31 protein-coding genes and 1 tRNA gene are annotated in these 22,389 nt (G+C 41.3%); 27 read left to right on the top strand and 5 right to left on the bottom strand.

Annotated features, from left to right (window positions below):
* Window positions 1-114 precede the first annotated feature (114 nt).
* The 12 genes from NYE53_RS12430 to NYE53_RS12375 all read left to right on the top strand — a co-directional run bounded on the left by NYE53_RS12430 (window position 115) and on the right by NYE53_RS12375 (window position 10,382).
* Window positions 115-585: a hypothetical protein gene (locus NYE53_RS12430; protein WP_046160593.1), complete on the top strand. Its 471-nt coding sequence runs from the start codon at window positions 115-117 to the stop codon at window positions 583-585.
* Complete coding sequence (locus NYE53_RS12425; protein WP_327829291.1) at window positions 582-1,661, top strand: glycosyltransferase family 4 protein; 1,080 nt, start codon at window positions 582-584, stop codon at window positions 1,659-1,661. Before NYE53_RS12430 ends, NYE53_RS12425 begins: the two co-directional genes overlap by 4 nt.
* Before the next feature lie 83 nt (window positions 1,662-1,744).
* Window positions 1,745-1,894, top strand: coding sequence for a 50S ribosomal protein L33 (gene rpmG, locus NYE53_RS12420; protein ID WP_003153056.1), 150 nt, complete (start codon window positions 1,745-1,747; stop codon window positions 1,892-1,894).
* An 84-nt stretch (window positions 1,895-1,978) separates the two neighbouring features.
* Window positions 1,979-2,542 (top strand): 5-formyltetrahydrofolate cyclo-ligase, encoded by a 564-nt coding sequence (locus NYE53_RS12415; protein ID WP_327829292.1) that lies wholly within the window; start codon window positions 1,979-1,981, stop codon window positions 2,540-2,542.
* A gap of 66 nt (window positions 2,543-2,608) precedes the next feature.
* Complete coding sequence (locus tag NYE53_RS12410; protein ID WP_003230126.1) at window positions 2,609-2,782, top strand: hypothetical protein; 174 nt, start codon at window positions 2,609-2,611, stop codon at window positions 2,780-2,782.
* 89 nt (window positions 2,783-2,871) lie between these two features.
* Window positions 2,872-4,395: a rhomboid protease YqgP gene (yqgP, locus tag NYE53_RS12405; protein WP_327829293.1), complete on the top strand. Its 1,524-nt coding sequence runs from the start codon at window positions 2,872-2,874 to the stop codon at window positions 4,393-4,395.
* 109 nt (window positions 4,396-4,504) lie between these two features.
* Window positions 4,505-4,720 (top strand): YqgQ family protein, encoded by a 216-nt coding sequence (locus tag NYE53_RS12400; RefSeq protein ID WP_004399107.1) that lies wholly within the window; start codon window positions 4,505-4,507, stop codon window positions 4,718-4,720.
* 10 nt (window positions 4,721-4,730) lie between these two features.
* Window positions 4,731-5,696, top strand: coding sequence for a glucose kinase GlcK (gene glcK, locus NYE53_RS12395; protein WP_153256917.1), 966 nt, complete (start codon window positions 4,731-4,733; stop codon window positions 5,694-5,696).
* Between the two features lie 116 nt (window positions 5,697-5,812).
* Window positions 5,813-7,729, top strand: coding sequence for an LTA synthase family protein (locus NYE53_RS12390; protein ID WP_327829294.1), 1,917 nt, complete (start codon window positions 5,813-5,815; stop codon window positions 7,727-7,729).
* Window positions 7,730-7,811: 82 nt separating this feature from the next.
* Complete coding sequence (locus NYE53_RS12385; RefSeq protein ID WP_251187984.1) at window positions 7,812-8,942, top strand: M14 family metallocarboxypeptidase; 1,131 nt, start codon at window positions 7,812-7,814, stop codon at window positions 8,940-8,942.
* 61 nt (window positions 8,943-9,003) lie between these two features.
* Window positions 9,004-10,065: a hypothetical protein gene (locus tag NYE53_RS12380; protein WP_339244953.1), complete on the top strand. Its 1,062-nt coding sequence runs from the start codon at window positions 9,004-9,006 to the stop codon at window positions 10,063-10,065.
* Between the two features lie 2 nt (window positions 10,066-10,067).
* A complete protein-coding gene (locus NYE53_RS12375) occupies window positions 10,068-10,382 on the top strand; it encodes an MTH1187 family thiamine-binding protein (RefSeq protein WP_003230139.1) in 315 nt (104 codons plus the stop codon).
* Window positions 10,383-10,413: 31 nt separating this feature from the next.
* On the opposite strand, the gene NYE53_RS12370 is transcribed toward NYE53_RS12375, so the two are convergent.
* Entirely contained in the window at window positions 10,414-10,587 is a 174-nt protein-coding gene (locus tag NYE53_RS12370; protein ID WP_003230141.1) for a DUF2759 family protein, read from the bottom strand.
* A gap of 156 nt (window positions 10,588-10,743) precedes the next feature.
* On the opposite strand from NYE53_RS12370, the gene NYE53_RS12365 reads away from it, so the two are divergent.
* Window positions 10,744-11,379, top strand: a complete 636-nt coding sequence (locus NYE53_RS12365) for an MBL fold metallo-hydrolase (RefSeq protein ID WP_014480263.1) — start codon at window positions 10,744-10,746, stop codon at window positions 11,377-11,379.
* A 39-nt stretch (window positions 11,380-11,418) separates the two neighbouring features.
* Here NYE53_RS12365 and NYE53_RS12360 read toward each other — a convergent pair whose 3' ends face one another.
* Window positions 11,419-11,664, bottom strand: a complete 246-nt coding sequence (locus NYE53_RS12360) for a DUF2626 domain-containing protein (RefSeq protein WP_003226300.1) — start codon at window positions 11,662-11,664, stop codon at window positions 11,419-11,421.
* A gap of 231 nt (window positions 11,665-11,895) precedes the next feature.
* Here NYE53_RS12360 and mgsR point away from each other — a divergent pair, with 231 nt between their 5' ends.
* A complete protein-coding gene (gene mgsR / locus NYE53_RS12355) occupies window positions 11,896-12,276 on the top strand; it encodes a transcriptional regulator MgsR (protein WP_003230147.1) in 381 nt (126 codons plus the stop codon).
* A 66-nt stretch (window positions 12,277-12,342) separates the two neighbouring features.
* Here mgsR and NYE53_RS12350 read toward each other — a convergent pair.
* A tRNA-Gln gene (locus NYE53_RS12350) sits at window positions 12,343-12,413 on the bottom strand.
* Between the two features lie 86 nt (window positions 12,414-12,499).
* Here NYE53_RS12350 and rsbRD point away from each other — a divergent pair.
* Complete coding sequence (gene rsbRD, locus NYE53_RS12345; protein ID WP_327829296.1) at window positions 12,500-13,336, top strand: RsbT co-antagonist protein RsbRD; 837 nt, start codon at window positions 12,500-12,502, stop codon at window positions 13,334-13,336.
* A 52-nt stretch (window positions 13,337-13,388) separates the two neighbouring features.
* On the opposite strand, the gene NYE53_RS12340 is transcribed toward rsbRD, so the two are convergent.
* Entirely contained in the window at window positions 13,389-14,717 is a 1,329-nt protein-coding gene (locus NYE53_RS12340; RefSeq protein ID WP_088467262.1) for a hemolysin family protein, read from the bottom strand.
* A 142-nt stretch (window positions 14,718-14,859) separates the two neighbouring features.
* Between NYE53_RS12340 and corA the strand changes: the two genes are divergently transcribed.
* From corA to NYE53_RS12290, 10 genes are all read left to right on the top strand, one after another.
* Window positions 14,860-15,813: a magnesium transporter CorA gene (gene corA / locus NYE53_RS12335; RefSeq protein WP_015483432.1), complete on the top strand. Its 954-nt coding sequence runs from the start codon at window positions 14,860-14,862 to the stop codon at window positions 15,811-15,813.
* Window position 15,814: 1 nt separating this feature from the next.
* On the top strand, window positions 15,815-16,012 hold the full coding sequence (locus NYE53_RS12330) for a hypothetical protein (RefSeq protein ID WP_327829297.1): 198 nt from the start codon (window positions 15,815-15,817) through the stop codon (window positions 16,010-16,012).
* A gap of 210 nt (window positions 16,013-16,222) precedes the next feature.
* A complete protein-coding gene (gene comGA / locus NYE53_RS12325) occupies window positions 16,223-17,293 on the top strand; it encodes a competence protein ComGA (protein ID WP_004399124.1) in 1,071 nt (356 codons plus the stop codon).
* Entirely contained in the window at window positions 17,280-18,317 is a 1,038-nt protein-coding gene (gene comGB / locus NYE53_RS12320) for a comG operon protein ComGB (RefSeq protein WP_327829298.1), read from the top strand. Before comGA ends, comGB begins: the two co-directional genes overlap by 14 nt.
* Before the next feature lie 13 nt (window positions 18,318-18,330).
* Window positions 18,331-18,627, top strand: a complete 297-nt coding sequence (comGC, locus tag NYE53_RS12315; RefSeq protein WP_003230162.1) for a comG operon protein ComGC — start codon at window positions 18,331-18,333, stop codon at window positions 18,625-18,627.
* A complete protein-coding gene (gene comGD, locus NYE53_RS12310) occupies window positions 18,617-19,048 on the top strand; it encodes a comG operon protein ComGD (protein ID WP_080529538.1) in 432 nt (143 codons plus the stop codon). The genes comGC and comGD overlap by 11 nt, the downstream gene beginning before the upstream one ends.
* On the top strand, window positions 19,032-19,379 hold the full coding sequence (comGE, locus tag NYE53_RS12305) for a ComG operon protein 5 (protein ID WP_327829299.1): 348 nt from the start codon (window positions 19,032-19,034) through the stop codon (window positions 19,377-19,379). Before comGD ends, comGE begins: the two co-directional genes overlap by 17 nt.
* A 25-nt stretch (window positions 19,380-19,404) precedes the next feature.
* Window positions 19,405-19,788, top strand: a complete 384-nt coding sequence (gene comGF / locus NYE53_RS12300) for a ComG operon protein ComGF (protein ID WP_106073563.1) — start codon at window positions 19,405-19,407, stop codon at window positions 19,786-19,788.
* The gene (gene comGG / locus NYE53_RS12295; RefSeq protein ID WP_339244947.1) at window positions 19,789-20,163 is read left to right on the top strand and encodes a ComG operon protein ComGG; all 375 of its coding nucleotides are present in this window, start codon (window positions 19,789-19,791) and stop codon (window positions 20,161-20,163) included. It abuts the gene before it with no gap.
* 71 nt (window positions 20,164-20,234) lie between these two features.
* A complete protein-coding gene (locus NYE53_RS12290; RefSeq protein WP_014480252.1) occupies window positions 20,235-20,414 on the top strand; it encodes a YqzE family protein in 180 nt (59 codons plus the stop codon).
* A gap of 41 nt (window positions 20,415-20,455) precedes the next feature.
* On the opposite strand, the gene NYE53_RS12285 is transcribed toward NYE53_RS12290, so the two are convergent.
* Window positions 20,456-20,782, bottom strand: coding sequence for a YqzG/YhdC family protein (locus NYE53_RS12285; protein WP_339244945.1), 327 nt, complete (start codon window positions 20,780-20,782; stop codon window positions 20,456-20,458).
* A gap of 270 nt (window positions 20,783-21,052) precedes the next feature.
* On the opposite strand from NYE53_RS12285, the gene tapA reads away from it, so the two are divergent.
* Window positions 21,053-21,814 (top strand): amyloid fiber anchoring/assembly protein TapA, encoded by a 762-nt coding sequence (tapA, locus tag NYE53_RS12280; RefSeq protein ID WP_339244943.1) that lies wholly within the window; start codon window positions 21,053-21,055, stop codon window positions 21,812-21,814.
* Window positions 21,798-22,370 (top strand): signal peptidase I, encoded by a 573-nt coding sequence (locus NYE53_RS12275; protein ID WP_003246088.1) that lies wholly within the window; start codon window positions 21,798-21,800, stop codon window positions 22,368-22,370. Before tapA ends, NYE53_RS12275 begins: the two co-directional genes overlap by 17 nt.
* Window positions 22,371-22,389 lie beyond the last annotated feature (19 nt).

The following is a 22,389-nucleotide window of genomic DNA, read 5'->3' as shown; positions in this document are numbered from 1 at the left end:
GGAATTCGCGAAAAAAACGAGATTTTGTCGAGAAATCTTTCTTTGCTTCTTCTTTATGTAATGGTTTAATAGGAACACGAAGTGAATGATTGGAAAGGAGAATGTTAGGAGTCCATGGATAAACACCCATTTCCCTATAATATACGACATAAGCTTTCCTTTTTTAGGGACACATTCGACATAATCATTCAAAACGCCCACACCTTGACCGTAAGCTGGGAAATCTCAGAAGAAACAATGCGGCTGGCTGAAGCGGTCCTTTTTGAAAAAACGCAGGATATGATAAAAGAATTGCGCATTGTCATCAAAAGAAAAGACATTGAAGCTGTCAGGACAAAACGCACAACGTATGATAAAGGCGAATGGACGATTAGACAGGCGGCTGGTGATGCTGTATATCGGGCTGAATACAGAATTGTGAATTCAATGAATGTCTCTCTCAAGCTTGCCGGTACAGACGACATCTATCTTGATGAAAATGGGATTCGTCATATAAACAGTTTTCAGATTGAAGAAGCGCACACCAGGTGGGAAGAGCAATTTTCTGCATACACCTGTTATGGGAGAGGGGAAAAAGAACGGTGAACATTCTCATGCTTTCACCCGAACATCCCGATGAGCCGAAAAGCGGGCTCGGTGTCCATTTAAACCGCCTCAATTCCTATTTAAACCCTCATATCAACATTACAGTTTGTACTCCGAGCGGGCAGCTGTTTTCGTATGCGAAGTTTGAAGATTACATAGCTGATGCTAACTTTACAATGGTTCGCCATGTGTTATCACACAATAAACGCTTTGATCTGATTCATGCCCATGATGACACAACTGCCCCTGCCGCCCAGTATTTGAAACAACGGCTTGGCCTTCCGCTTACTGCGACAATCCACGGTCTTGAAAGAGAAAGGAAGAAGGTGTGCCGGGAAGCCCCACACCCATACAGGCTCAAGACCGAACGGCTCCTTATAGAATCCGCTGATGCATTGATCGTATTAAGCACATTTATGAAGCGGTCTCTTAATAAGGCAGCACATAAAAAAATAACCGTTATCCCAAGCCCTGCATCTATGGAGGAAGAGAAGGGGGAAATCCAAAGAAGCATAAATAGAAGATTCCTCTTTTCATATGGAAGGTTTGTTCCGGAAAAAGGATTTTCGCAGCTGTTAAAGGTGTTTGCCATCTTGAAGCAGCGTCAGCCTGACCTCTATCTAGTGCTGGCTGGGGAGGGGCCGTCTCTGTCCTCCTATGAGAAATTGGCTGCGGCATATAACCTGAAGGATCGCGTCATGTTTCTGCCGTTTCTAAATAGGAAAGATATCAGAACGTTACTGTCTCACTGTGAAATGGCTGTTTTCCCTAGTTCTTATGAACCGTTTGGGCTTGCCGCGCAAGAAAGCATGGAACAAGGTGTGCTGACTGTCGTTTCTCAGTCGGGTGGTTTTTGTGACTATGCCGTTCATGACAAAACGGCAGTCATCGCTGATTTTACGCTCGTACAGGAAGCGGCTGATCTGCTGGACAGTTTTTTAAAAGACCGGGAAAAAGCCCGCCGGATAAAAGAAGCTGGCAGACAACAAGTGTTCAAGCTCCACCACCCCCGACTCATTATGTCATCATATTTGCAGCTTTATGAGCGTATCTTCAATAATTCAGCAATTCATTGAAAAACAGCCTAGCATTCCGTCCATTATAGTGGTATTATATATAAGTCTGAATAAGTAAATGATTTTAGTTTGGAGGGAAAATAATGCGCGTTAATATTACTTTGGCTTGCACTGAATGTGGTGAGCGTAACTATATTTCTAAAAAGAACAAACGCAACAATCCAGACCGCGTTGAATTTAAAAAATATTGCCCACGTGATAAAAAATCTACGTTACACCGTGAAACAAAATAACAGCTTTGCTGTTTGAGGTGTAAGAAAAAAGCCAGAGCTTTGAAAAAGGTTCTGGCTTTTTTTCTATTCCGAGGGGGATGAGAGATGAAATCACAATTAAGAAAAAAGACGCTGGAGGCACTGTCTGCTTTATCAAATGAAGATATTCTTCAAAAAACGGAACGTATGTATAAGTACTTGTTTTCTCTGCCGGAGTGGCAAAATGCCGGCACCATTGCGGTCACCATCTCCAGAGGATTAGAGATACCGACGCGTCCTGTCATTGAGCAGGCTTGGGAAGAAGGGAAACAAGTTTGCATCCCAAAATGCCATCCGGACACGAAGAAAATGCAATTTCGCACATATCAGACTGATGATCAGCTCGAAACCGTGTACGCCGGACTGCTCGAGCCGGTAATTGAAAAAACAAAAGAAGTAAACCCATCACAAATTGACTTGATGATCGTTCCAGGTGTTTGTTTTGATGTTAACGGGTTTAGGGTCGGCTTTGGAGGCGGCTATTATGATCGCTATTTAAGTGAATATGAAGGGAAGACAGTCTCGTTGCTTTTGGAGTGCCAGTTGTTTGCGCACGTACCCAGTCTGCCGCATGACATCCCGGTACATAAGCTGATAACAGAGGATCGGATTATTTCTTGTTTTTCATAACTTTCCTGTCCCTTATTCGAGAATAAATAAGGCAGAATAACAAACCCTATTGGCAGGAGGGATATAATGAAAAAACTTTTGATATATGCCATTTTCGCGGTTTCTGCCGTCATGTTTTATCAAAATCGCTACCGTCTTATGAATACTGTACTCAGCCAGCCAGGAATCAGGCGGTCTTTTATCCATTTGTTTTTAAGAATTCCATTTATCCGCAATAAGTTTATACAGCAAGCTTTCTAAAATCCCGTGAAAAACGGGATTTTTTGCTTTCAGTAGGCGTTTCGGAGCGCCAGCTGTTATAATGAAAAAAAACTATTGGAGCGGTAAACATGTTTTTACTGGAGTATACATATTGGAAAATTGCGGCGCACCTGGTGAATAGCGGGTATGGCGTCATACAAGCCGGTGAGTCAGATGAAATATGGCTGGAAGCGCCGGACAAGTCCTCTCATGATCTAGTTCGTCTTTATAAGCACGATCTTGATTTCCGTCAAGAAATGGTTAGAGACATCGAAGAGCAGGCCGAACGAGTAGAACGAGTCAGACATCAATTGGGCAGACGAAGGATGAAGCTGCTGAATGTGTTTTTTTCAACGGAAGCCCCTGTTGATGACTGGGAAGAGATTGCAAAAAAAACTTTTGAGAAGGGAACTGTGTCAGTTGAGCCGGCGATCGTTAGAGGAACGATGCTTCGAGATGATCTTCAAGCGGTTTTTCCATCATTTCGTACAGAAGATTGTATAGAGGAACACGCTTCGTTTGAAGACGCGCAAATGGCGCGAGAACGTTTCCTTTCGCTAGTGCTGAAACAAGAAGAACAGAGAAAAACTGAAGCGGCGGTTTTTCAAAACGGAAAACCGTTTTTTGCATATTTATTTATTGCGCTTCAGATCCTGATGTTTTTCTTGCTCGAAATAAACGGAGGCAGCACTAATACGGAGACGCTGGTCGCTTTTGGAGCAAAGGAAAACAGCCTGATTGCACAAGGAGAATGGTGGCGGCTTCTGACACCGATCGTGCTTCACATCGGCATAGCGCATTTAGCTTTTAATACGCTGGCTTTATGGTCGGTTGGTACAGCGGTTGAGCGGATGTATGGATCGGGGAGATTTTTGCTGATTTATCTGGCTGCTGGCATTATGGGTTCGATTGCGAGTTTTGTGTTCAGCCCGTATCCTTCGGCAGGGGCATCAGGAGCCATATTCGGATGCTTAGGTGCATTACTGTATGTTGCTTTGTCCAATCGGAAAATGTTTTTAAGAACCATAGGAACCAATATTATTGTCATTATTATCATCAATTTGGGCTTTGGTTTTGCGGTTTCGAATATTGATAATTCAGGACATATCGGCGGCTTGATTGGCGGCTTTTTCGCTGCAGCGGCATTGGGGTTGCCCAAAGCCAGAGCCTTGGGAAAAAGATTGTTGTCAGCGGTTTTGCTGATTGCTTTGGCTGCCGGATTTTTATATTACGGATTGCATTCGCCTTCACACCAGGAGTCAGCGCTGATTCAGCAGGCAAACGAGCTGTATCAGGAAGGAAAGTATGAGGAAGTAACAGAATTGCTGAACGGAGAAGCAGCGCAAAAAGATGCCTCTGCTGATCTATTGAAAATTCTTGCTGTATCTGATATTCAAATCGGCGAATATGATCAGGCGGTTTCCCTTTTGGAACGAGCAGTGAAAAAAGAACCTAGAGACCATGCTTCATATTACAATTTAGCCTTATTGTATGCGGAAAAAAATGAGCTTGCACAAGCAGAAAAGGCCATCCGGACGGCTGTGAAACTGAAGCCGAAGGAGCAGCGCTACAAGGAGCTGCAGCGGCAAATTGAAAACAATAAAGAATCATAAAGGTGGAATATGGAAAGGAGGCTGGCTTTTTTGTCAGCGTTTTCTTCTTGACTGACCGCTTCCTTATGAATACGCTTATGATAGTTAAGTTCAAGAAATGGTGAGGAAAATGAATACATTTTATGATGTGCAGCAGCTGTTAAAAACGTTTGGCCACATTGTTTATTTTGGAGACAGAGAGCTTGAAATTGAGTTTATGCTGGATGAATTAAAGGAATTATACATGAACCACATGATTGAAAAGGAGCAATGGGCCAGAGCGGCAGCTGTCCTTCGAAAAGAATTGGAACAAACAAAAAACGGAAGAGATTTCTATAAAGGCTAAGGTGATAAAAATGGACGAGATATGGTTTGTGGGCATTGACCTGGGAGGAACGACGATTAAACTCGCTTTTATTAATCAATATGGCGAAATTCAGCATAAGTGGGAAGTTCCGACTGATAAAACCGGCGACACGATTACTGTCACAATTGCAAAAACTATCGACAGCAAGCTGGATGAGCTGCAAAAACCGAAGCACATCATCAAATACATCGGAATGGGTGCACCAGGCCCTGTAGATATGGCGGCAGGAGTTGTTTATGAAACAGTAAATCTAGGGTGGGAAAATTATGCTTTGAAAAACCATCTGGAGACAGAAACCGGCATCCCAGCTGTTATAGAAAATGACGCGAATATTGCTGCGCTCGGGGAAATGTGGAAGGGAGCGGGTGATGGCGCAAAAGACGTCATTCTCGTGACGCTTGGCACAGGAGTTGGCGGCGGCATCATTGCAAATGGTGAAATTGTACATGGCATAAATGGCGCCGGCGGAGAAATCGGCCATATTTGCAGCATCCCTGAAGGCGGAGCGCCCTGCAACTGCGGCAAAACGGGCTGTATCGAAACAATTGCGTCAGCAACCGGAATTGTAAGAATTGCAAAAGAAAAAATAGCAAATGCTAAAAAGACGACACGTTTACAAGCAACCGAACAATTGTCAGCGCGGGATGTGTTTGAAGCGGCGGGTGAAAATGATGAAATTGCCCTTGAGGTGGTTGATTATGTAGCCAAGCATCTTGGTTTGGTGCTCGGAAATTTGGCAAGCTCGCTTAATCCGTCCAAAATCGTTCTTGGCGGCGGCGTATCGAGAGCCGGAGAACTGCTGAGATCAAAAGTTGAGAAAACATTCCGCAAATGCGCGTTTCCGCGGGCAGCCCAAGCTGCTGATATTTCAATCGCAGCACTTGGAAATGATGCCGGCGTTATCGGAGGCGCTTGGATCGCTAAAAATGAATGGCTTAAACATCAAAATTGTTAAAATTGTGTAAATGAAATTGATTTTTTGTTGTGCTCAGGTTAAGATTTAATTTGATGTGTTAATGAGAATGTTGGGAATAGACTGATTTTTTTGAGCGTGCTGCATAGGAGGTTGAAATGCGAAAAACGTTTTTTTCGAAGATTTCATTTATGCTGATTGCCATTTTATTGATGTGGCTGAAAACGTATGCTGTTTACAAAACCAGTTTTCATATTAAAATCGACAATCTAACACAGGAATTTATTCTGTTTATCAACCCATTGAGTTTTTTGTTACTTATTTTTGGCCTCAGCCTGTTTTTAAAAGGCAAAAACAGAAATCGCTACATTATCGCGATGAGCTGTCTTGTCACGTTTGTATTGCTGGCAAATATGGTTTTTTACCGTTTTTACAATGATTTCTTAACAATCCCTGTTCTTTTTCAAACGAGCAATATGGGTGATCTCGGAAGCAGCATCGGAACACTTCTTGAGCTCACAGACCTCCTATTAGCTGTAGATATTGCGGTTTTAATATGGCTTCACATCCGGCAAAAAGCTTTTCAATCGGACATTCCCTCAACGAAAAATGAACGGGCGGCTTATTTTTTGTTCGTTGCTTCTGTTTATTTCTTCAATCTGGGCTTGTCTGAGGCGGAAAGACCCCAGCTATTGACACGCTCATTTGACAGAGAAATGCTTGTTAAAAACATTAGCCTGTTTAATTTTCATATTTACGATGGCGTTCTTCAGTCAAAGCAATCCGCACAGAGAGCGTTGGCAGACAGCAACAGCCTGACGGAAATTGAAAACTACGTAACCGCTAATGCGAAGGATGCCAACAAACGCTTATTCGGCGCTGCAAAAGGAAGGAACGTCATTCTCGTATCCTTAGAGTCGACGCAAAGCTTCGTGATTAATGAAAAATTGAATGGAGAAGAAATCACGCCTTTTCTGAATGACTTTATAAAACAGAGCTACAACTTTAATAATGTTTACCACCAAACAGGCCAGGGGAAAACCTCGGATTCTGAATTTATCGTGGACAATTCACTGTATCCGCTTGGACGAGGTGCCGTGTTTTTTACGAATGCGGGCAATCAATATATGGCCGCTCCTGAAATTTTGAAAAACAGCGGATACTATTCAGCGGTGCTCCACGCTAATAATAAGAGCTTTTGGAATCGTGATTTAATGTACGACTCATTTGGATATGATTCGTTTTTTGATATTAACTCGTATGATGTAACTGACGAAAATTCAGTCGGCTGGGGACTGAAGGATAAAGAATTTTTTGAGCAGTCTTCAGAGCTGATGAAAAATCTGCCTCAGCCGTTTTACACGAGGCTGATTACACTGACGAACCACTTCCCGTTTGATCTTGATGAAGAGGATCAATTGATTGATGAATATGATTCAAGCAGCCAGACGCTAAATAAATATTTTCCGACAGTGCGTTATCAGGATGAGGCGCTAAAACGGTTTATCGAAAAGCTGAAGGAAGACGGGTTATACGACAACTCTGTTATTGTATTATATGGTGACCATTATGGTATATCAGAAAACCATAATGAAGCGATGGGGCAGTTTTTAGGAAAAGAAATAACCCCATTTGAAGAGGTACAGCTCCAAAAAGTGCCGCTGGTCATTCATATTCCGGGTATTACTGATAAAAAGCCGCAAACCATTGAAACAGTAGGCGGGCAGATTGATATCAGGCCGACGCTGATGAATCTTTTAGGGATTGATACGAAAGATCAAATTCAATTCGGCAACGATCTGCTTTCAGACGAAAAACTGGACTTTACGGTGCTCCGGGACGGGAGCTTTATCACAGATCAGGTTGTTTATACAGACGGTGCGTGTTATGACAAAGAGACGGGAAAACCGTTAGAAGAGACAAAACAATGTGAAGCATTTGCTGATAAAGCAAAACAGGAGCTATCACTTTCTGATGAAATCATTTATGGGGATTTGTTGCGTTTTTATGATCAGAAAAGGCTGGACAATTCGTCAAAACGGAAAGAAAAACAAATGCTTGATCAGGCATCGTAATCACAATGTCTCCCGCATCAAAGTGAGCGGGAGGCTTTCTTTTTTTAAATACGCTGTCATATAGTAACAAAAAAGGGGGATGATGATGGCGTTTATTACGGTGAAACCTGAGATCAAGAACAATTTGGCCAGAGTGGCGAAAGAACTGAAGATAGACGAGGAATTGCTTAAAAGTGCAAATCGCTTCGCACAAAAACATCAATTGTATTGCCCTGGTTATGTGATAGAGGAGCATAGCGGCAAAGAGCTTCAAACCATTCAGGACATAAAGCGCTTTTTACAGCCTCGGCAGCTGAAACTTTCTGATAGCTGGATTGAGCAAGAGAAAATCTATGATGATTCAGCTGTTGAAAAGGAAATAAAGAAGATTATTGATGTTTTTCCGTTTGTCTCATGCCGGGAAATTGGCCGTTCTGTACTCGGCAGGCCTATCTGGGAGCTGAAGGCTGGTGGGGAGCATGCCGTAAAAAAGGTCCATATGAACGCGTCATTTCATGCGAATGAGTGGATTACAACGTCTGTCCTGCTAAAATGGTTTAAGGTATACTGTATGTCATTATGCTGCAATTCGCCTTTCTTTGGCTTTTCTCCCATAAAGCTGTTTAACAGCACATCCTTATCCTTCGTTCCTCTTGTCAATCCGGATGGCGTTGATCTTGTTTTAAACGGATCAGAAGTCATGGGAGCCAGAAGAGATGAGCTTGAAAGGCTAAATGAACATCGTCCAAATTTTAATGAATGGAAGGCGAATATAAACGGGGTTGATTTAAATAAACAATTTCCATCATTATGGGAAATTGAAAAATACCGAAAACCGACAGCACCCAGCTACCGCGATTTTCCGGGAATCTCTCCGCTTACGGAGCCGGAATCTATTGCGATGTACCGGCTGATCACGGAGAATCCGCCTGACAGACTGCTGGCTCTTCATACTCAAGGAGAAGAAATTTATTGGGGCTATAAAGGCCTTGAACCTGAGGAATCTGCTGCCGTCATAAAGGATTTTGAGGAGTTAAGCGGGAACATTTATAAGGGAGTAAGGGATATAGACAGCTATGCTGGATTTCGTGATTGGTTTATTCACCATTATTTTAAGGAAGGGTATACGGTGGAACTTGGAAAAGGCCAAAATCCTTTGCCGTTTCAGCAGTTTTCACACATATATAACGCCACAAGCGGCATCTTGTGGAGGGCGTTATTTTTTCATGAGTAACTGAAACTTTTTCTTTTTCCTGCCGAAGCAAATATGAGAGAATAAAGATGATCGGAGGGGAATGCTGATGAGATCAGTTTGTTTTATTCTGCTGGCGGTATTGCTGATTAGTTTATCGGCATGCGAACCATCTCATCAGCAGCAAAAACAGGCATCGGCGGCAAAAGATGAGAAAAAAGACATCATACCGCTTTCCGCGGAAAAAGCGGATGGGGCGGAAGGCTGGCTGAATAACAGCACAATATTATATACTGCGTCTAATCCGACGAAAACAGAGCTTTTTGCGTACCGCATCTTTACAGGCAAAGCGAAAAAGCTCTATCAAACGGATGGTCAAATCGTTGATGTTCAAATCAATGCGAGGGAGCAGATGATTCTGCTGCAAATCACACATAGCCAAAAGACGGCAGTGGTTTTGCTTAATGCAGAAGGGGAGACGCTTTACGAAAAAGATTACGAAACGTATGAGCTTGAGGCTGCTTGGAATCAGTATGATCCTTATCAAATGATGGTGACGGAATTCAATGAAAACTGGGATTTCCATACATATCAGGTGAATGCTAAAAAAGACGAATCTTTCTTAAGCCCAGTACAGGTTCCGTTCATTCATTGGACATCCAAAAATACATTTGATTATGTAAAAGAGGGAAGAGACGATAAAACAGGGCCTTTATATACGTTCGATACAGCTTCTAAGACGGAACAGAAGCTTGAGGATGACGTTCTATTCTTCGATTCTTTCCATCAAATGAGTTTTACTGTCAAATCAGCTTCCGGAGGAAAAGGGACGTATCAGTTTAAAACGCCGCAATCAACATCACCTGTTACAGCGAAATGGCCACTCCAAGCGAAATATACAAATTTGGCTCCAATGGAGTATGACTATGATGAAGTAGGAGGCCTGTTTTATACATTCAAACAAAGCGGCGATGCATATAAGCTCGCAGCAATCAATGTAGCATCGGGAGAGACAAAAGATCTTGTGTCTCTGCGGGAAATGGAGCCGATTCAAATATCTCCGAACGGGAAATATGCGTTATACGGCTTTCATTTTGAGCAAATTATTTTATTGAAATCACATGAAACGAAGCAACTCATCATTGATCAAAAGGAGATGGAATAACGATGGCTATCGCAGATGTAACCATTATCCCAATCGGTACGGAAACACCCAGTGTCAGTGCTTACGTAGCCGATGTGCAAAAGATATTAGAAGGATATCAAGCAGAAGGGAAAATCAAATATCAGCTGACACCGATGAATACGCTGATCGAGGGAGAACTCAGTGACCTTTTTGCAGTCATTCAGGCAATTCACGAAGCGCCATTTCAAAAAGGATTGCACAGAGTGGCAACGAATATCCGTATCGATGACAGGCGTGACAAAAAAACGACGCTTGAGAGCAAAATAGAAAGTGTCAATAAACATTTACAGCCATAAAAATAAACCTGTATCCGATCGGATACAGGTTTTAATGTGCGGTTGGATACCCGCTGTTTATTACGGTCATCACGGTAAACCAGCCAAAGACAAATAAGGTGGCACCGGCTAATAAAAACCCGAGTATATTTTTATTTCTAACAGAACGCAAGACTCCCCATAAAGCGAAAAGAGCGACAAGGCCGAAAATCACGACAAGTAACATAACACAGCCCCCTTTACATTGAAAAACCTGCAATTCTTTCCAGTTTTATTCTACCTGTTTTTTATAGGTTTGTCGATAGCGTTTTCATTGCGATTGTTTGAATCTTTTTTTAAAAACCCTCATAATAAGAGCATAAAAAAGAAAGAGGTGATAATAGTGAAATGGAGACGAATGCCAGTAGGGCCGATTCAAGCGAACGCATATTTTCTCATCAGTGATGATCAATGCCTGATTTTTGATCCGGGCGGCGAGGGACATAAAATCAATCAATACATAAAAGAAAAAGGGCTGACGCCTTTAGCCATTTTGCTTACACATGCCCATTTTGACCATATTGGGGCACTTGATGAAGTGAGAGAAAAATGGGATATCCCTGTTTACCTGCATCAAAATGAAAAAAATTGGCTTACGGACGCTTCTTTAAACGGCTCCGGCATGCTGCGAGGGATAGAAGTCACAGCTAAGCCTGCAGATCATTTAATTGAAGGTGACGGTGAGTTGAATATCGGGCCGTTTCATTTGGAAACATTATTTACGCCGGGGCATTCACCAGGCAGTGTGTCTTACTACGTGAAAGATGCAGACTTGGTCATTTCCGGAGATGTTTTGTTCCAAGGCGGTATAGGACGTACGGATTTAATAGGCGGCGATCAAGAGACACTGCTGACGTCCATTCATGAAAAACTGCTTACACTTCCGGAACACACGCTGGTGTTAAGCGGCCATGGACCTGAAACAGACGTACTGACTGAGCAGGACCAAAATCCGTTTTTAAATGGGTTTTCATTGTAAAAAAAGAGACAAACCGATAAGGTTTGTCTCTTTCTGCATTTAATGGCCTCCGCCGCCGGGCACCATAATAAAAATCGAGTAATATGTAAAGCCGGCGAAGAAAATTGTTAAATAAGCGCCAAAAATATAAATATACATGCGTTCGGTTAAGTTCAAATACGATAAAAACACAAATAAGATCGTCTGTCCAAAAAATAAAAGGGAAGCATCTTTCATATCACCTAAATAAAACATGACTGCAAAAATTCCCGTCCAAAAACCTAACACCCGGAACATGCGATTCATTTTTATCCCCTCCCGAGAGTCCCTCTGACTGTTATTATAATAGATCACACCTAGAAATGTAAACATTTTCATTATTAATATACAAATGGAATTTGTCCCTTTGATTGTGTTTTCTATTGTATGAATGTTTTTTTAAAAATAATCCGAAAAAAGTTCTGTAAATGGTTTAAATGAAAAATGATCCGGGTAGTTATTCTACAAAGAGATGGTTAACTGAGGAGGAAAAAACGAATGGAACAACAATTAACTTTTTACTCATATCCAAGCTGCACGTCATGCCGAAAAACAAAACATTGGCTTAAAGCACATCAAATTGAATTTAACGAACGGCATTTATTCAGAGAAACCCCGACAAGAGAAGAATTAAAGTACATTTTATCGTTAACGACAGAAGGAATTGATGAAATTTTGGCGACAAGAAGCCAGACTTTCAAAAATTTAAATTTAAACATTGAAGAAATGACGGTAAATGAGGTGCTGGAACTTTTAATCGAGAAGCCGAAGCTTTTGCGACGCCCGATTCTAGTAGACAACAAAAAGCTGGTGATTGGTTATAACCCGGGAGAACTGTTGAAGTTATCGAAGAAGAAAACGGTTCATCAATCTGCATGATGAAAAACCGAAGATCCGCTGATTTATTCGAATCAGCTTATCTTCGGTTTTTCACCTGTTCAGAAACTGGGCTAGCTGGATTCGAACCAACGATCACGGAGTCAAAGTCCATTGCCTTACCGCTTGGCTATAGCCCATTGAATCTAAACATAGTATGTGTAAAGGCAGACGCGTTATACATATATAGCGTACATTTTTCAAAAACAGGAGGTAACTCATTAAGATGATAGCTCTTGATCAGCACTTAACAGAGCACAAAGAAGATATCACGCAACAATGGCTGGAAGTTTGTACGTCAAAAGGCAGCTGGCTGAATTCAGCGAAAGATCAGCAAAAACTAGAACAAAAGTTAAAAGACCAGCATGAATTATTGGTGACCATCGTAGCAAAATCCCTTAGAAAAGAAGACGTAGAGGATGAGCTTAACCGGTGGTCTCTTCAATGCGCCAGAGACCGTGCCGTTCATGAAGTGACGGTAACAGAAAGTGTCGGCCAGTTTAACACCTTCAGGCACATCATGTTTGAATGGATTCAGAAATTCAGCGAAGCTTCTTCTCAAGACATCAGCATTCAGGAATTTTATGAGTGGGGCCGGATCTTGAATCAAAACATTGATGAGATCATCGAAGTGTTTACAGAAGAATATCACCAGGTGACCATGATACAATTAAACGCGCAAAAAGAAATGATTAATGAATTGAGTGCGCCGATTATGCCGATTACTGATGGAATTGGGATTCTTCCGCTTGTCGGTGAAATTGATACGTACAGAGCGAGGACGATTTTGGAGTCTGTGCTGGAGCAGTGCTCAGCGTTAAAGCTCTCGTATTTATTTTTAGATATTTCGGGCGTTCCTATCGTTGATACCATGGTAGCCTATCAAATTTTTAAAGTGATTGACAGCACCAAATTGCTCGGCATTGAGACGATTATTTCAGGAATCAGGCCGGAAATTGCCCAAACTGTCGTGAAGCTGGGTCTGGATTTTTCGAATGTGAAAACCGAGCAAAGTCTTGCTAGAGCCCTGGCCAATAAAGGGTTTAAAATAAAAGAGTGTTGATGCCTTTGCCATGTTTATCTTGAAAGATAGCAGCTGAACAGCCTTTCACGGGCTATTCAGCTTTTTTAACTTCTATAAATAAAATGTGATGGCTGTTGATGTCTTTTACCTTAAAAGAGTAGCCATCATATTCTATGGCACTTTCAGGCTCAGCGTCTATGTTTTGTGTCAAAAACCAGCCGCCCAAGGTGTCTACTTCTGCATCTGATAAATCGGTTCCAAGCAAGCTGTTAACATCGCTGATTAATAATTTTGCATTTAACAAGTAATGATCCTTTCCAAGTTCGCGGATATGAGGCACTTCATCCGCATCAAATTCATCACGGATTTCTCCTACAATTTCTTCGATAATATCCTCGACAGTGACCAAACCGGACGTCCCGCCATATTCATCTATGAGGATCGCCATATGAGTGCGTTCCTTTTGCATTTTCAGCAGTAGTTTATAAATAGGAATCGTCTCAATGACATGGATAACGGGCTGTACGAAAGGTTCAATTTGATGCTTCTTGATTGAAAAATCTTTCGTCAGCATGGAAAACAGCACTTCTTTCATATTAATCACGCCAATAACGTTATCTTTATCCTCTCTTACAACTGGGTACCGTGTATATTTTGTTTGCTTGACTGTTTCCTGAAGATTTGAAATGGAGTCTTCATCTAGTGACAAACTGACCATTTCATTTCGCGGCACCATAATTTCCTTTGCCATTCGTTTATCAAAGGTGAAGATATTATTCATGTACTTTAATTCACTTTTTCTGATCTCGCCGCTTTTATAGCTTTCAGCCAATAGGACCCGAAGTTCTTCCTCTGTATATGCCAGCTCGTGCTCTGATGCCGGCTTTAGTCCAAACACTCCTGTAATCAATCGGGCAGAGTGGTTCAACAGCCAAATGAATGGAAACATGATCTTATAAAACCAAATAAGCGGTTTAGCGAACAACAAGGTAATGCTTTCTGCTTTTTGAATGGCGAAACTCTTTGGCGCCAGCTCCCCGATAACGACATTTAAATACGTAACCGCTAAAAATGCGATGACGAGTGAAAGCAGGTGGGTAAGCGATTCATTTAAGCCTGCTTTATGAAAAAGCGGTCGAAGCAGAGTTTGCACAGTCGGTTCCCCAAGCCATCCCAGTCCTAAGGCTGCGACTGTGATGCCCAGCTGACAGGCTGATAAATATTCATCAAGGTGAGTGATGACATGCTTTGCCGCTTTAGCACCTTTCTTTCCTTTTGCGACAAGCTGATCAATTTTGGATCGCCGCACTTTTACGATTGAAAATTCTACGGCAACAAAAAATCCTGTTAACAAAATGAGAATAGCGACTGCTAGTAAATTGACAAATTCCAAAACAACTGCCTTCTCCAAGGAAGGCATGCACCTCCCTTTTCCGATGTCTTTCTACATTCCATACCACCTGAAAATGCTCATAAAACATGTGTTGAAGCGGCAGACTGGTTTAGTGACGCGGTTATTGGGCAATTAAAGAATAAAGAACAAAAGTTTGGAGGAGCTTGACATGAAGGCACATACGGGAAAGGATTGGTTTTGGTACCAAATGGGGCCTCAAGAAAGAAGTAAGGCAAGGGATCTAATCCATTTTTCTCACTGGCCTCAGTGTGAAAAGTGGTTTGAAAATAACCATCACGTTAATTTTTTACGAGTAGATACAACTGAAACGGAAAATGAAGCGGTATTTGGGTCGATTGTTTATGATCAGGGGCTTGGTGAAGAAAAAGACCATACTGTTTTTCACTTTTATATCACCAGACAATATTTTTTTACAATCAACTTTGATTTTTCAATTTTGAGAGAGATTAAAGGAAAAGAAGTTGTCCGGCAAATGGAAAGAGCGGACAATGCGATAGAGGGGTTTTTAATTCTTCTCGGCGAACTAATGAATGCGTATTTAATCGGTGTTGATGAATTTGAAGTAAAGCTGAGAAAGCTTAGATGGCAGATTAAAGACGACAATAGCAAAAGCATTTTAAACCGCGTTCATCTCCTGCGCCATGAACTGATGATTTGGAAAAATTTGATACTAAGCGCTAAAAAAATTGAAATGGCGTTGAAAGAAACCTTTTTACCTCAAAATGAAGAGAAAAAGGATTATCAGCGGACACAACTGAAAATTGACAGGGGATTTACATACATCAGCGAATTTGAAGGGGAGCTTAACAATCTGCTGCATTCTGAGGAAGTCATTACCTCACATAGGGGGAATGAAATTGTAAAAGCACTGACCATTTTCACGACGCTTTTTACGCCGATTACAGCTCTGGGTGCCTTATGGGGGATGAACTTTTCAGTGATGCCGGAACTGAATTGGAAATACGGATATCTCTTTTCCCTCTTATTGATTGTCACATCTACAGTTCTGATCTATCTCTATTTGAGAAAAAAAGGCTGGACGGGAGATATGCTGCAGGAGCGGAAGAAGAAAAAGAAACCTCGAAAAAGGCGGACTCTATAGGATGTTTCATATTTTGTGCAGCGTGCCCCGCTTTTTCACCAGACATATCAGGGTGACCGGATACGATGTCAAGGCGCTTATGACAGAGCATCAAATCCGCAGTTTATCGATTCTTGAAAATGACCCAATGACCGGTATTGTTGCATTAGGCGACTTTTCCGTTGAGAAAGATACTGGTCAAAAAGCGAAAACAGCATAATGAAAATGGAATCAAGCAGGCATGGTGACCATGTCTGCTTTTTTATTATTGGGAAAATTATAATGAAAGGGGCACATTCAGTTGAAAATTTTTTTCTTGCCAGAAAGAATTGGTTTTTCAGCATATAACATCTCACAAAATCACGTTTTCCTTGTTTGATTACCGTTTCTTCTTTTTCTACAATATGCGTTGAAAGGAGAGGGAATCAAATTGGATTCAATAGAAAAGGTAAGCAAAAACTTGATCGAAGAGGCATATCTAACAAAGGCTTCTGATATTCACATCGTGCCGAGGGAGCGAGATGCTATCATTCATTTTCGGGTCGATCATGCCTTGCTGAAAAAAAGGGACATGAAAAAAGAAGAGTGCGTAAGACTGATTTCACATTTTAAATTTCTTTCAGCAATGGATATAGGTGAAAGGCGAAAGCCGCAAAACGGTTCGCTTACGTTAAAGCTGAAAGAGGGAAATGTTCATTTAAGAATGTCAACGCTGCCCACAATTAATGAAGAAAGCCTCGTGATCAGAGTGATGCCCCAATACAATATCCCTTCGATTGATAAATTGTCGCTATTTCCGAAGACAGGAGCCACATTACTCTCGTTTTTAAAACATTCCCATGGCATGCTCATTTTTACCGGGCCGACTGGTTCTGGAAAAACTACCACATTATACTCTCTCGTTCAATATGCAAAAAAACACTTTAATCGAAATATTGTCACATTAGAGGACCCTGTTGAAACAAGGGACGAAGATGTTCTTCAGGTTCAGGTGAATGAAAAAGCCGGTGTAACTTATTCCGCAGGTCTGAAAGCAATTTTGCGCCATGATCCCGATATGATTATTTTAGGTGAGATCAGAGACGCGGAAACAGCTGAAATTGCGGTGCGGGCAGCGATGACGGGACATCTGGTACTGACGAGCCTTCATACGAGAGACGCAAAGGGCGCAATTTACAGACTGCTTGAATTCGGTATCAATATGAATGAAATCGAACAGACTGTCATTGCAATAGCGGCTCAGCGCTTGGTTGATTTGGCTTGCCCGTTTTGTGAAAACGGATGTTCATCAGTGTATTGCCGCCAATCACGAAATACCAGGAGAGCTAGCGTTTATGAGCTTCTTTACGGGAAAAATCTTCAGCAATGTATCCAGGAGGCAAAAGGAAATCATGCAAATTACCAATATCAAACGCTTCGTCAAATTATCAGAAAAGGAATTGCGCTCGGCTATTTAACGACAAACAACTATGACCGGTGGGTTTATCATGAAAAAGATTAGAAAAGTCTGGTCGTTAAAGGATCAAGCCAGGTTATTAAAGCGGCTCGGTGAAATGACTGCGGGCGGATATACGCTTCTGGATGGATTACGCCTGATGGAACTTCAGATGAATAAGAGGCAGGCGGCTGACTTGACTGATACGGTCACTTGTTTGAGGGAAGGGGCTCCGTTTTATCAAGTATTAAAGAGTTTGTCATTTCATAAGGAAGCCGTAGGTATTTGTTATTTTGCTGAAACACATGGTGAACTGCCTGCTTCAATGATCCAGAGCGGAGAGCTGCTGGAACGAAAAATTGCACAGGCAGACCAAATGAAAAGAGTGCTGCGCTATCCGATTTTCCTCATCTTTACGGTCGCTGTCATGTTTTATATGTTACAGTCCATCATCATTCCTCAGTTTTCCGGTATCTATCAATCGATGAATATGGAAACCTCACGTTCAACCGATATGCTTTTTGCTTTATTTCAGCATATTGATCTTGTGATCATTTTGCTGGCTCTTTTTACAGCAGGTATCGGGATTTATTATTGGCTTGTGTTTAAGAAAAAATCACCTGCCCGGCAAATGCTGATTTGTGTCAGGATTCCTTTGATTGGAAAGCTTGTCAAGCTGTTTAACAGCTACTTTTTTTCTTTGCAGCTAAGCAGCCTTTTAAAATCAGGCCTCTCAATTTATGACAGCCTTAATGCATTTAAACATCAAACGTTTCTCCCTTTCTACCGCTGCGAGGCTGAACAATTGATTGAACGGCTAAAAGCCGGTGAGTCAATTGAATCCGCTATTTGTGGAAGCCCTTTTTATGAAACTGATTTATCAAAAGTCATATCTCACGGCCAGCTGAGCGGCCGATTGGATCGAGAGCTTTTCACATACAGCCAATTCATATTACAGCGGCTGGAACACAAAGCGCAAAAATGGACAGGCATCCTTCAGCCAATGATTTATGGATTTGTTGCAGCGATGATCTTAGTTGTGTATTTATCTATGCTTGTGCCTATGTATCAGATGATGAATCAAATGTGAAAGGAAGAGGCTGATGAATGAGAAAGGATTTACACTTGTTGAAATGTTAATCGTGCTCTTTATTATTTCGATTTTGCTTTTAATTACGATACCGAACGTCACGAAACATAACCAAACCATTCAAAAAAAGGGCTGTGAAGGCTTACAAAACATGGTTAAGGCACAAATGACTGCATTTGAGCTTGATCATGAAGGACAAACTCCGAGCCTTGCCGATTTACAGTCAGAGGGCTATGTGAAAAAGGATGCTGTCTGTCCAAATGGGAAGCGCATTATCATCACCGGCGGAGAAGTTAAGGTTGAACATTAAATTAAACGAGGAGGAGGGGTTTACCCTTTTAGAAAGTTTGCTTGTGTTAAGCCTTGCCTCTATCCTCCTGGTGGCCGTCTTCACTACACTTCCTCCTGCTTATGACAATACAGCTGTCCGACAGGCAGCAAGGCAGCTGAAAAATGATATTATGCTCACACAGCAGACTGCTATTTCCCGTCAACAAAGAACAAAAATTCTCTTTCATAAAAAAGAATATCAATTAGTCATTGGTGATACGGTCATTGAACGTCCGTATGCAACGGGACTTTCTATAGAACTGCTGACATTAAAAGACCGTTTGGAATTTAATGAGAAAGGGCACCCGAATGCAGGCGGAAAAATACGAGTAATAGGCCATGACGCTTATGACATAACAGTTTATCTAGGGAGCGGGAGAGTCAATGTGGAGAGAAAATAAAGGTTTTTCTACAATAGAAACAATGTCTGCGCTAAGCCTGTGGCTGTTTGTGCTGCTGACAGTCGTCCCCTTGTGGGACAAGCTGATGTCTGATGAAAAAATGGCGGAATCACGAGAAATTGGCTATCAGATGATGAATGAGAGCATTAGCAAATATGTCATGAGTGGTGAAGGAGCCGCGTCAAAAACGATTACAAAGAACAATCATATCTATGCAATGAAGTGGGAGGAGGAGGGCGAATATCAAAACGTATGTATCAAAACCGCAGCTTATAAAGAAAAATCATATTGCCTCAGCATCCTGCAGACAGAATGGCTACACGCTTCTTAACGTATTATTTTCGCTCTCAGTCTTTTTGCTCATATCAGGATCGTTAGCTGCGATTTTCCATCTGTTTTTGTCTCGACAGCAGGAACATGACGGTTTCACACAGCAAGAATGGATGATTTCGATAGAACAGATGATGAATGAATGCAAGGAGTCACAGGCAGTTAAGACAGCCGAGCATGGGAGCGTGTTAATCTGCACCAATCTTTCCGGACAAGACATCCGTTTTGACATTTATCATTCAATGATAAGAAAAAGAGTGGATGGCAAAGGGCATGTTCCGATTTTAGATCATATTACTGCCATGAAAGCTGATTTTGAAAATGGTGTTGTTTTGCTGAAAATTGAGAGTGAGGACCAAAAAGTGTATCAAACTGCTTTTCCAGTCTATTCGTATTTAGGAGGGGGGTGAATGTATCGTACAAGAGGGTTTATTTATCCAGCTGTTCTTTTTGTGTCAGCGCTTGTGCTGTTAATCGTGAACTTTGCTGCTGTTCAATATATTTCACGCTGCATGTTTGAGAAGGAAACAAAAGAGTTATACATAGGAGAGAATTTGCTTCAAAATGGGGCGCTTCTTTCGATTCGGCACGTTCTAGAGAAACGGAAAGGCCAGGAGGGTACGCAGCAATTTCCATATGGACGGGTTTCTTATTACATTCATGATACATCGATAAAAGAACAAAAAGAAATCAACTTAAGAGTGTCAACTGAGTCGGGAACAGAAAGAACTGCACAGATCGTGTTTGATCAAAAACAGAAAAAACTGCTGAGATGGACAGAATAAAACAGTGTAAAGGGTATAAAAAAAGTCATGTGAGACAACACTTCATAATAATTGAATGATGAGGTGATCACGTGAAAACGAATGATTATGTTAAATATATGACGCAGCAATTTGTCAAATATATAGATACTCCGAGAGATGAGCGAAAAGAACGAAAAGAGGTGCGGAAAGAAACAAAAACGCCTGCTTCTCAGCAGTGGTTCGGTATTTTACCCTATGGCTTCCGGCTTTGGCTGAAACGGAAAAAATAACCGCAAATAAACGAATAAGGTCCTTCAAAAAATGGAGGACCTTATTGATATTCTTCTAATATGGCGATTTTATTGACCTTTTGGCTATAAGGATCAAATGAAATCGTCACAAAAACGCCGAATTCTTTTGATCCTTCCCTCAGAGTTAAATGGTATTGCTTCACTGCTTCATCTTTTCTTTTACGGTCCCATACTTTTTGTTTGAACAGTACCTGTGCGAGCGGGTACCTTTTTTTTGCTTCTTTTACAGCAATCTCTTCCCATTTGGACATGTGACGGGAGGTTACAAGCGGTGTTTCTTCTGCGTGAGCGGCTGTGGTGCCAAAGACGAGAAGAGATAGACAAATCACACATTGTTTGATCATCATGCTGTCACCCTTTCTTGTTTATTATTACCAAATAATAACGGGATATGCATTTAAATTCTCACATAACAATCCCAAAAATTTCAAAAAAATTGAAAAGATGAGCAATACTGAGCAAGACTTTGTAATATGATGAAAACATTCTTTTAAACGAACAAAATGAGTGATTTTGGTGTTTTTAAATCTATAAATCGTTGATTATACTCTACTTGTGTAGTTCTTTAAAAAGAACGATTGTCATATCAAGTTACAGTGTTTTACAGGAGGTAAGATATGTTTCGATTGTTTTACAATCAGCAAAAGGCGAAGACGAAACTGAAAGTTCTGCTAATCTTCCAGCTTTCAGTCATTTTCAGTCTGACTGCCGCAATATGCTTACAATTTTCCGATGATACAAGCGCTGCTTTTCATGATATTGAAACATTTGATGTCTCACTTCAAACGTGTAAAGACTTTCAGCATACAGATAAAAACTGCCATTATGATAACCGCTGGGATCAAAGTGATTTGCACATATCAGATCAAACGGATACGAAAGGAACTGTATGCTCACCTATCACCTTATTTGCTGAGCTCGAAAATACAGGTGAGAAACTTAAGAAATCAAAGTGGAAGTGGGAGCTTCATAAGCTTGAAAATGCCCGAAAACCGTTAAAGGATGGGAACGTGATCGAAAAAGGATTTGTCTCCAATCAAATCAGCGATTCACTTTATAAAATTGAGACGAAGAAAAAAATGAAACCCGGCATTTATGCATTTAAAGTATATAAACCTGCAGGCTACCCGGCAAACGGCAGTACATTTGAATGGTCGGAGCCTATGACGCTTGCAAAATGCGATGAAAAACCGACAGTCCCTAAAAAAGAAACAAAGTCGGACGTCAAAAAGGAGAATGAAACAACACAAAAGGATATACAGGAAAAAACAATGAAAGAAGAAACATCTCAAGAAGCTGTAACCAAAGAAAATGAAACTCAATCAGACCAGAAGGGAAGCGGGGAAGAGGATGAAAAAAGCAATGAAGCTGATCAGTAATATTTTATACGTGATCATCTTTACTCTTATTATTGTGCTGACACTTGTCGTGATTTCAACACGTTCATCCGGGGGAGAGCCGGCTGTGTTTGGGTATACATTGAAATCAGTTCTGTCAGGTTCGATGGAGCCGGAGTTCAATACAGGTTCCTTAATATTGGTCAAAGAAATCACTGATGTGAAAGAGCTTCAAAAAGGTGACGTTATTACATTTATGCAGGATGCAAATACGGCGGTCACCCACAGAATTGTTGACATAACAAAGCAAGGAGACCATTTGTTATTTAAAACAAAAGGTGATAATAATGCTGCAGCTGATTCAGCGCCTGTATCGGACGAAAATGTTCGCGCGCAATACACAGGTTTTCAGCTTCCATATGCCGGCTATATGCTTCATTTTGCCAGCCAGCCAATTGGAACGGCTGTATTATTGATTGTTCCCGGCGTGATGCTGTTAGTGTACGCTTTTGTGACGATCAGCAGCGCCATTAGAGAAATTGAAAGAAAGACAAAGGCCTTGGAAACAGATACAAAGGACAGCACCATGTCCACTTAACTTCAGTTGTAAACCTGGC

The sequence above is a fragment of the Bacillus sp. FSL R5-0523 genome, from assembly GCF_037975295.1.
GTDB lineage: Bacteria > Bacillota > Bacilli > Bacillales > Bacillaceae > Bacillus > Bacillus subtilis.
The sequence above is the reverse complement of the archived record's forward strand: the minus strand, read 5'-3'. Positions and strand labels throughout refer to the sequence as shown.

Coding starts and splice junctions, on each gene's coding strand:
- comGB (WP_327829298.1), top strand. CDS start 17,280: ATGAAAAAGATTAGAAAAGTCTGGTCGTTAAAGGATCAAGCCAGGTTA.
- NYE53_RS12370 (WP_003230141.1), bottom strand. CDS start 10,587: ATGTTACTTGTCGTGATTTTCGGCCTTGTCGCTCTTTTCGCTTTATGG.
- NYE53_RS12415 (WP_327829292.1), top strand. CDS start 1,979: ATGAAATCACAATTAAGAAAAAAGACGCTGGAGGCACTGTCTGCTTTA.
- mgsR (WP_003230147.1), top strand. CDS start 11,896: ATGGAACAACAATTAACTTTTTACTCATATCCAAGCTGCACGTCATGC.
- NYE53_RS12400 (WP_004399107.1), top strand. CDS start 4,505: ATGAATACATTTTATGATGTGCAGCAGCTGTTAAAAACGTTTGGCCAC.
- comGC (WP_003230162.1), top strand. CDS start 18,331: ATGAATGAGAAAGGATTTACACTTGTTGAAATGTTAATCGTGCTCTTT.
- NYE53_RS12390 (WP_327829294.1), top strand. CDS start 5,813: ATGCGAAAAACGTTTTTTTCGAAGATTTCATTTATGCTGATTGCCATT.
- glcK (WP_153256917.1), top strand. CDS start 4,731: ATGGACGAGATATGGTTTGTGGGCATTGACCTGGGAGGAACGACGATT.
- rsbRD (WP_327829296.1), top strand. CDS start 12,500: ATGATAGCTCTTGATCAGCACTTAACAGAGCACAAAGAAGATATCACG.
- NYE53_RS12360 (WP_003226300.1), bottom strand. CDS start 11,664: ATGAATCGCATGTTCCGGGTGTTAGGTTTTTGGACGGGAATTTTTGCA.
- NYE53_RS12430 (WP_046160593.1), top strand. CDS start 115: ATGGATAAACACCCATTTCCCTATAATATACGACATAAGCTTTCCTTT.
- NYE53_RS12340 (WP_088467262.1), bottom strand. CDS start 14,717: ATGCCTTCCTTGGAGAAGGCAGTTGTTTTGGAATTTGTCAATTTACTA.
- NYE53_RS12330 (WP_327829297.1), top strand. CDS start 15,815: ATGTTTCATATTTTGTGCAGCGTGCCCCGCTTTTTCACCAGACATATC.
- NYE53_RS12375 (WP_003230139.1), top strand. CDS start 10,068: ATGGCTATCGCAGATGTAACCATTATCCCAATCGGTACGGAAACACCC.
- comGE (WP_327829299.1), top strand. CDS start 19,032: ATGTGGAGAGAAAATAAAGGTTTTTCTACAATAGAAACAATGTCTGCG.
- NYE53_RS12410 (WP_003230126.1), top strand. CDS start 2,609: ATGAAAAAACTTTTGATATATGCCATTTTCGCGGTTTCTGCCGTCATG.
- tapA (WP_339244943.1), top strand. CDS start 21,053: ATGTTTCGATTGTTTTACAATCAGCAAAAGGCGAAGACGAAACTGAAA.
- corA (WP_015483432.1), top strand. CDS start 14,860: ATGAAGGCACATACGGGAAAGGATTGGTTTTGGTACCAAATGGGGCCT.
- NYE53_RS12385 (WP_251187984.1), top strand. CDS start 7,812: ATGATGGCGTTTATTACGGTGAAACCTGAGATCAAGAACAATTTGGCC.
- rpmG (WP_003153056.1), top strand. CDS start 1,745: ATGCGCGTTAATATTACTTTGGCTTGCACTGAATGTGGTGAGCGTAAC.
- comGG (WP_339244947.1), top strand. CDS start 19,789: ATGTATCGTACAAGAGGGTTTATTTATCCAGCTGTTCTTTTTGTGTCA.
- NYE53_RS12275 (WP_003246088.1), top strand. CDS start 21,798: ATGAAGCTGATCAGTAATATTTTATACGTGATCATCTTTACTCTTATT.
- NYE53_RS12380 (WP_339244953.1), top strand. CDS start 9,004: ATGCTGATGAGATCAGTTTGTTTTATTCTGCTGGCGGTATTGCTGATT.
- NYE53_RS12285 (WP_339244945.1), bottom strand. CDS start 20,782: ATGATGATCAAACAATGTGTGATTTGTCTATCTCTTCTCGTCTTTGGC.
- yqgP (WP_327829293.1), top strand. CDS start 2,872: ATGTTTTTACTGGAGTATACATATTGGAAAATTGCGGCGCACCTGGTG.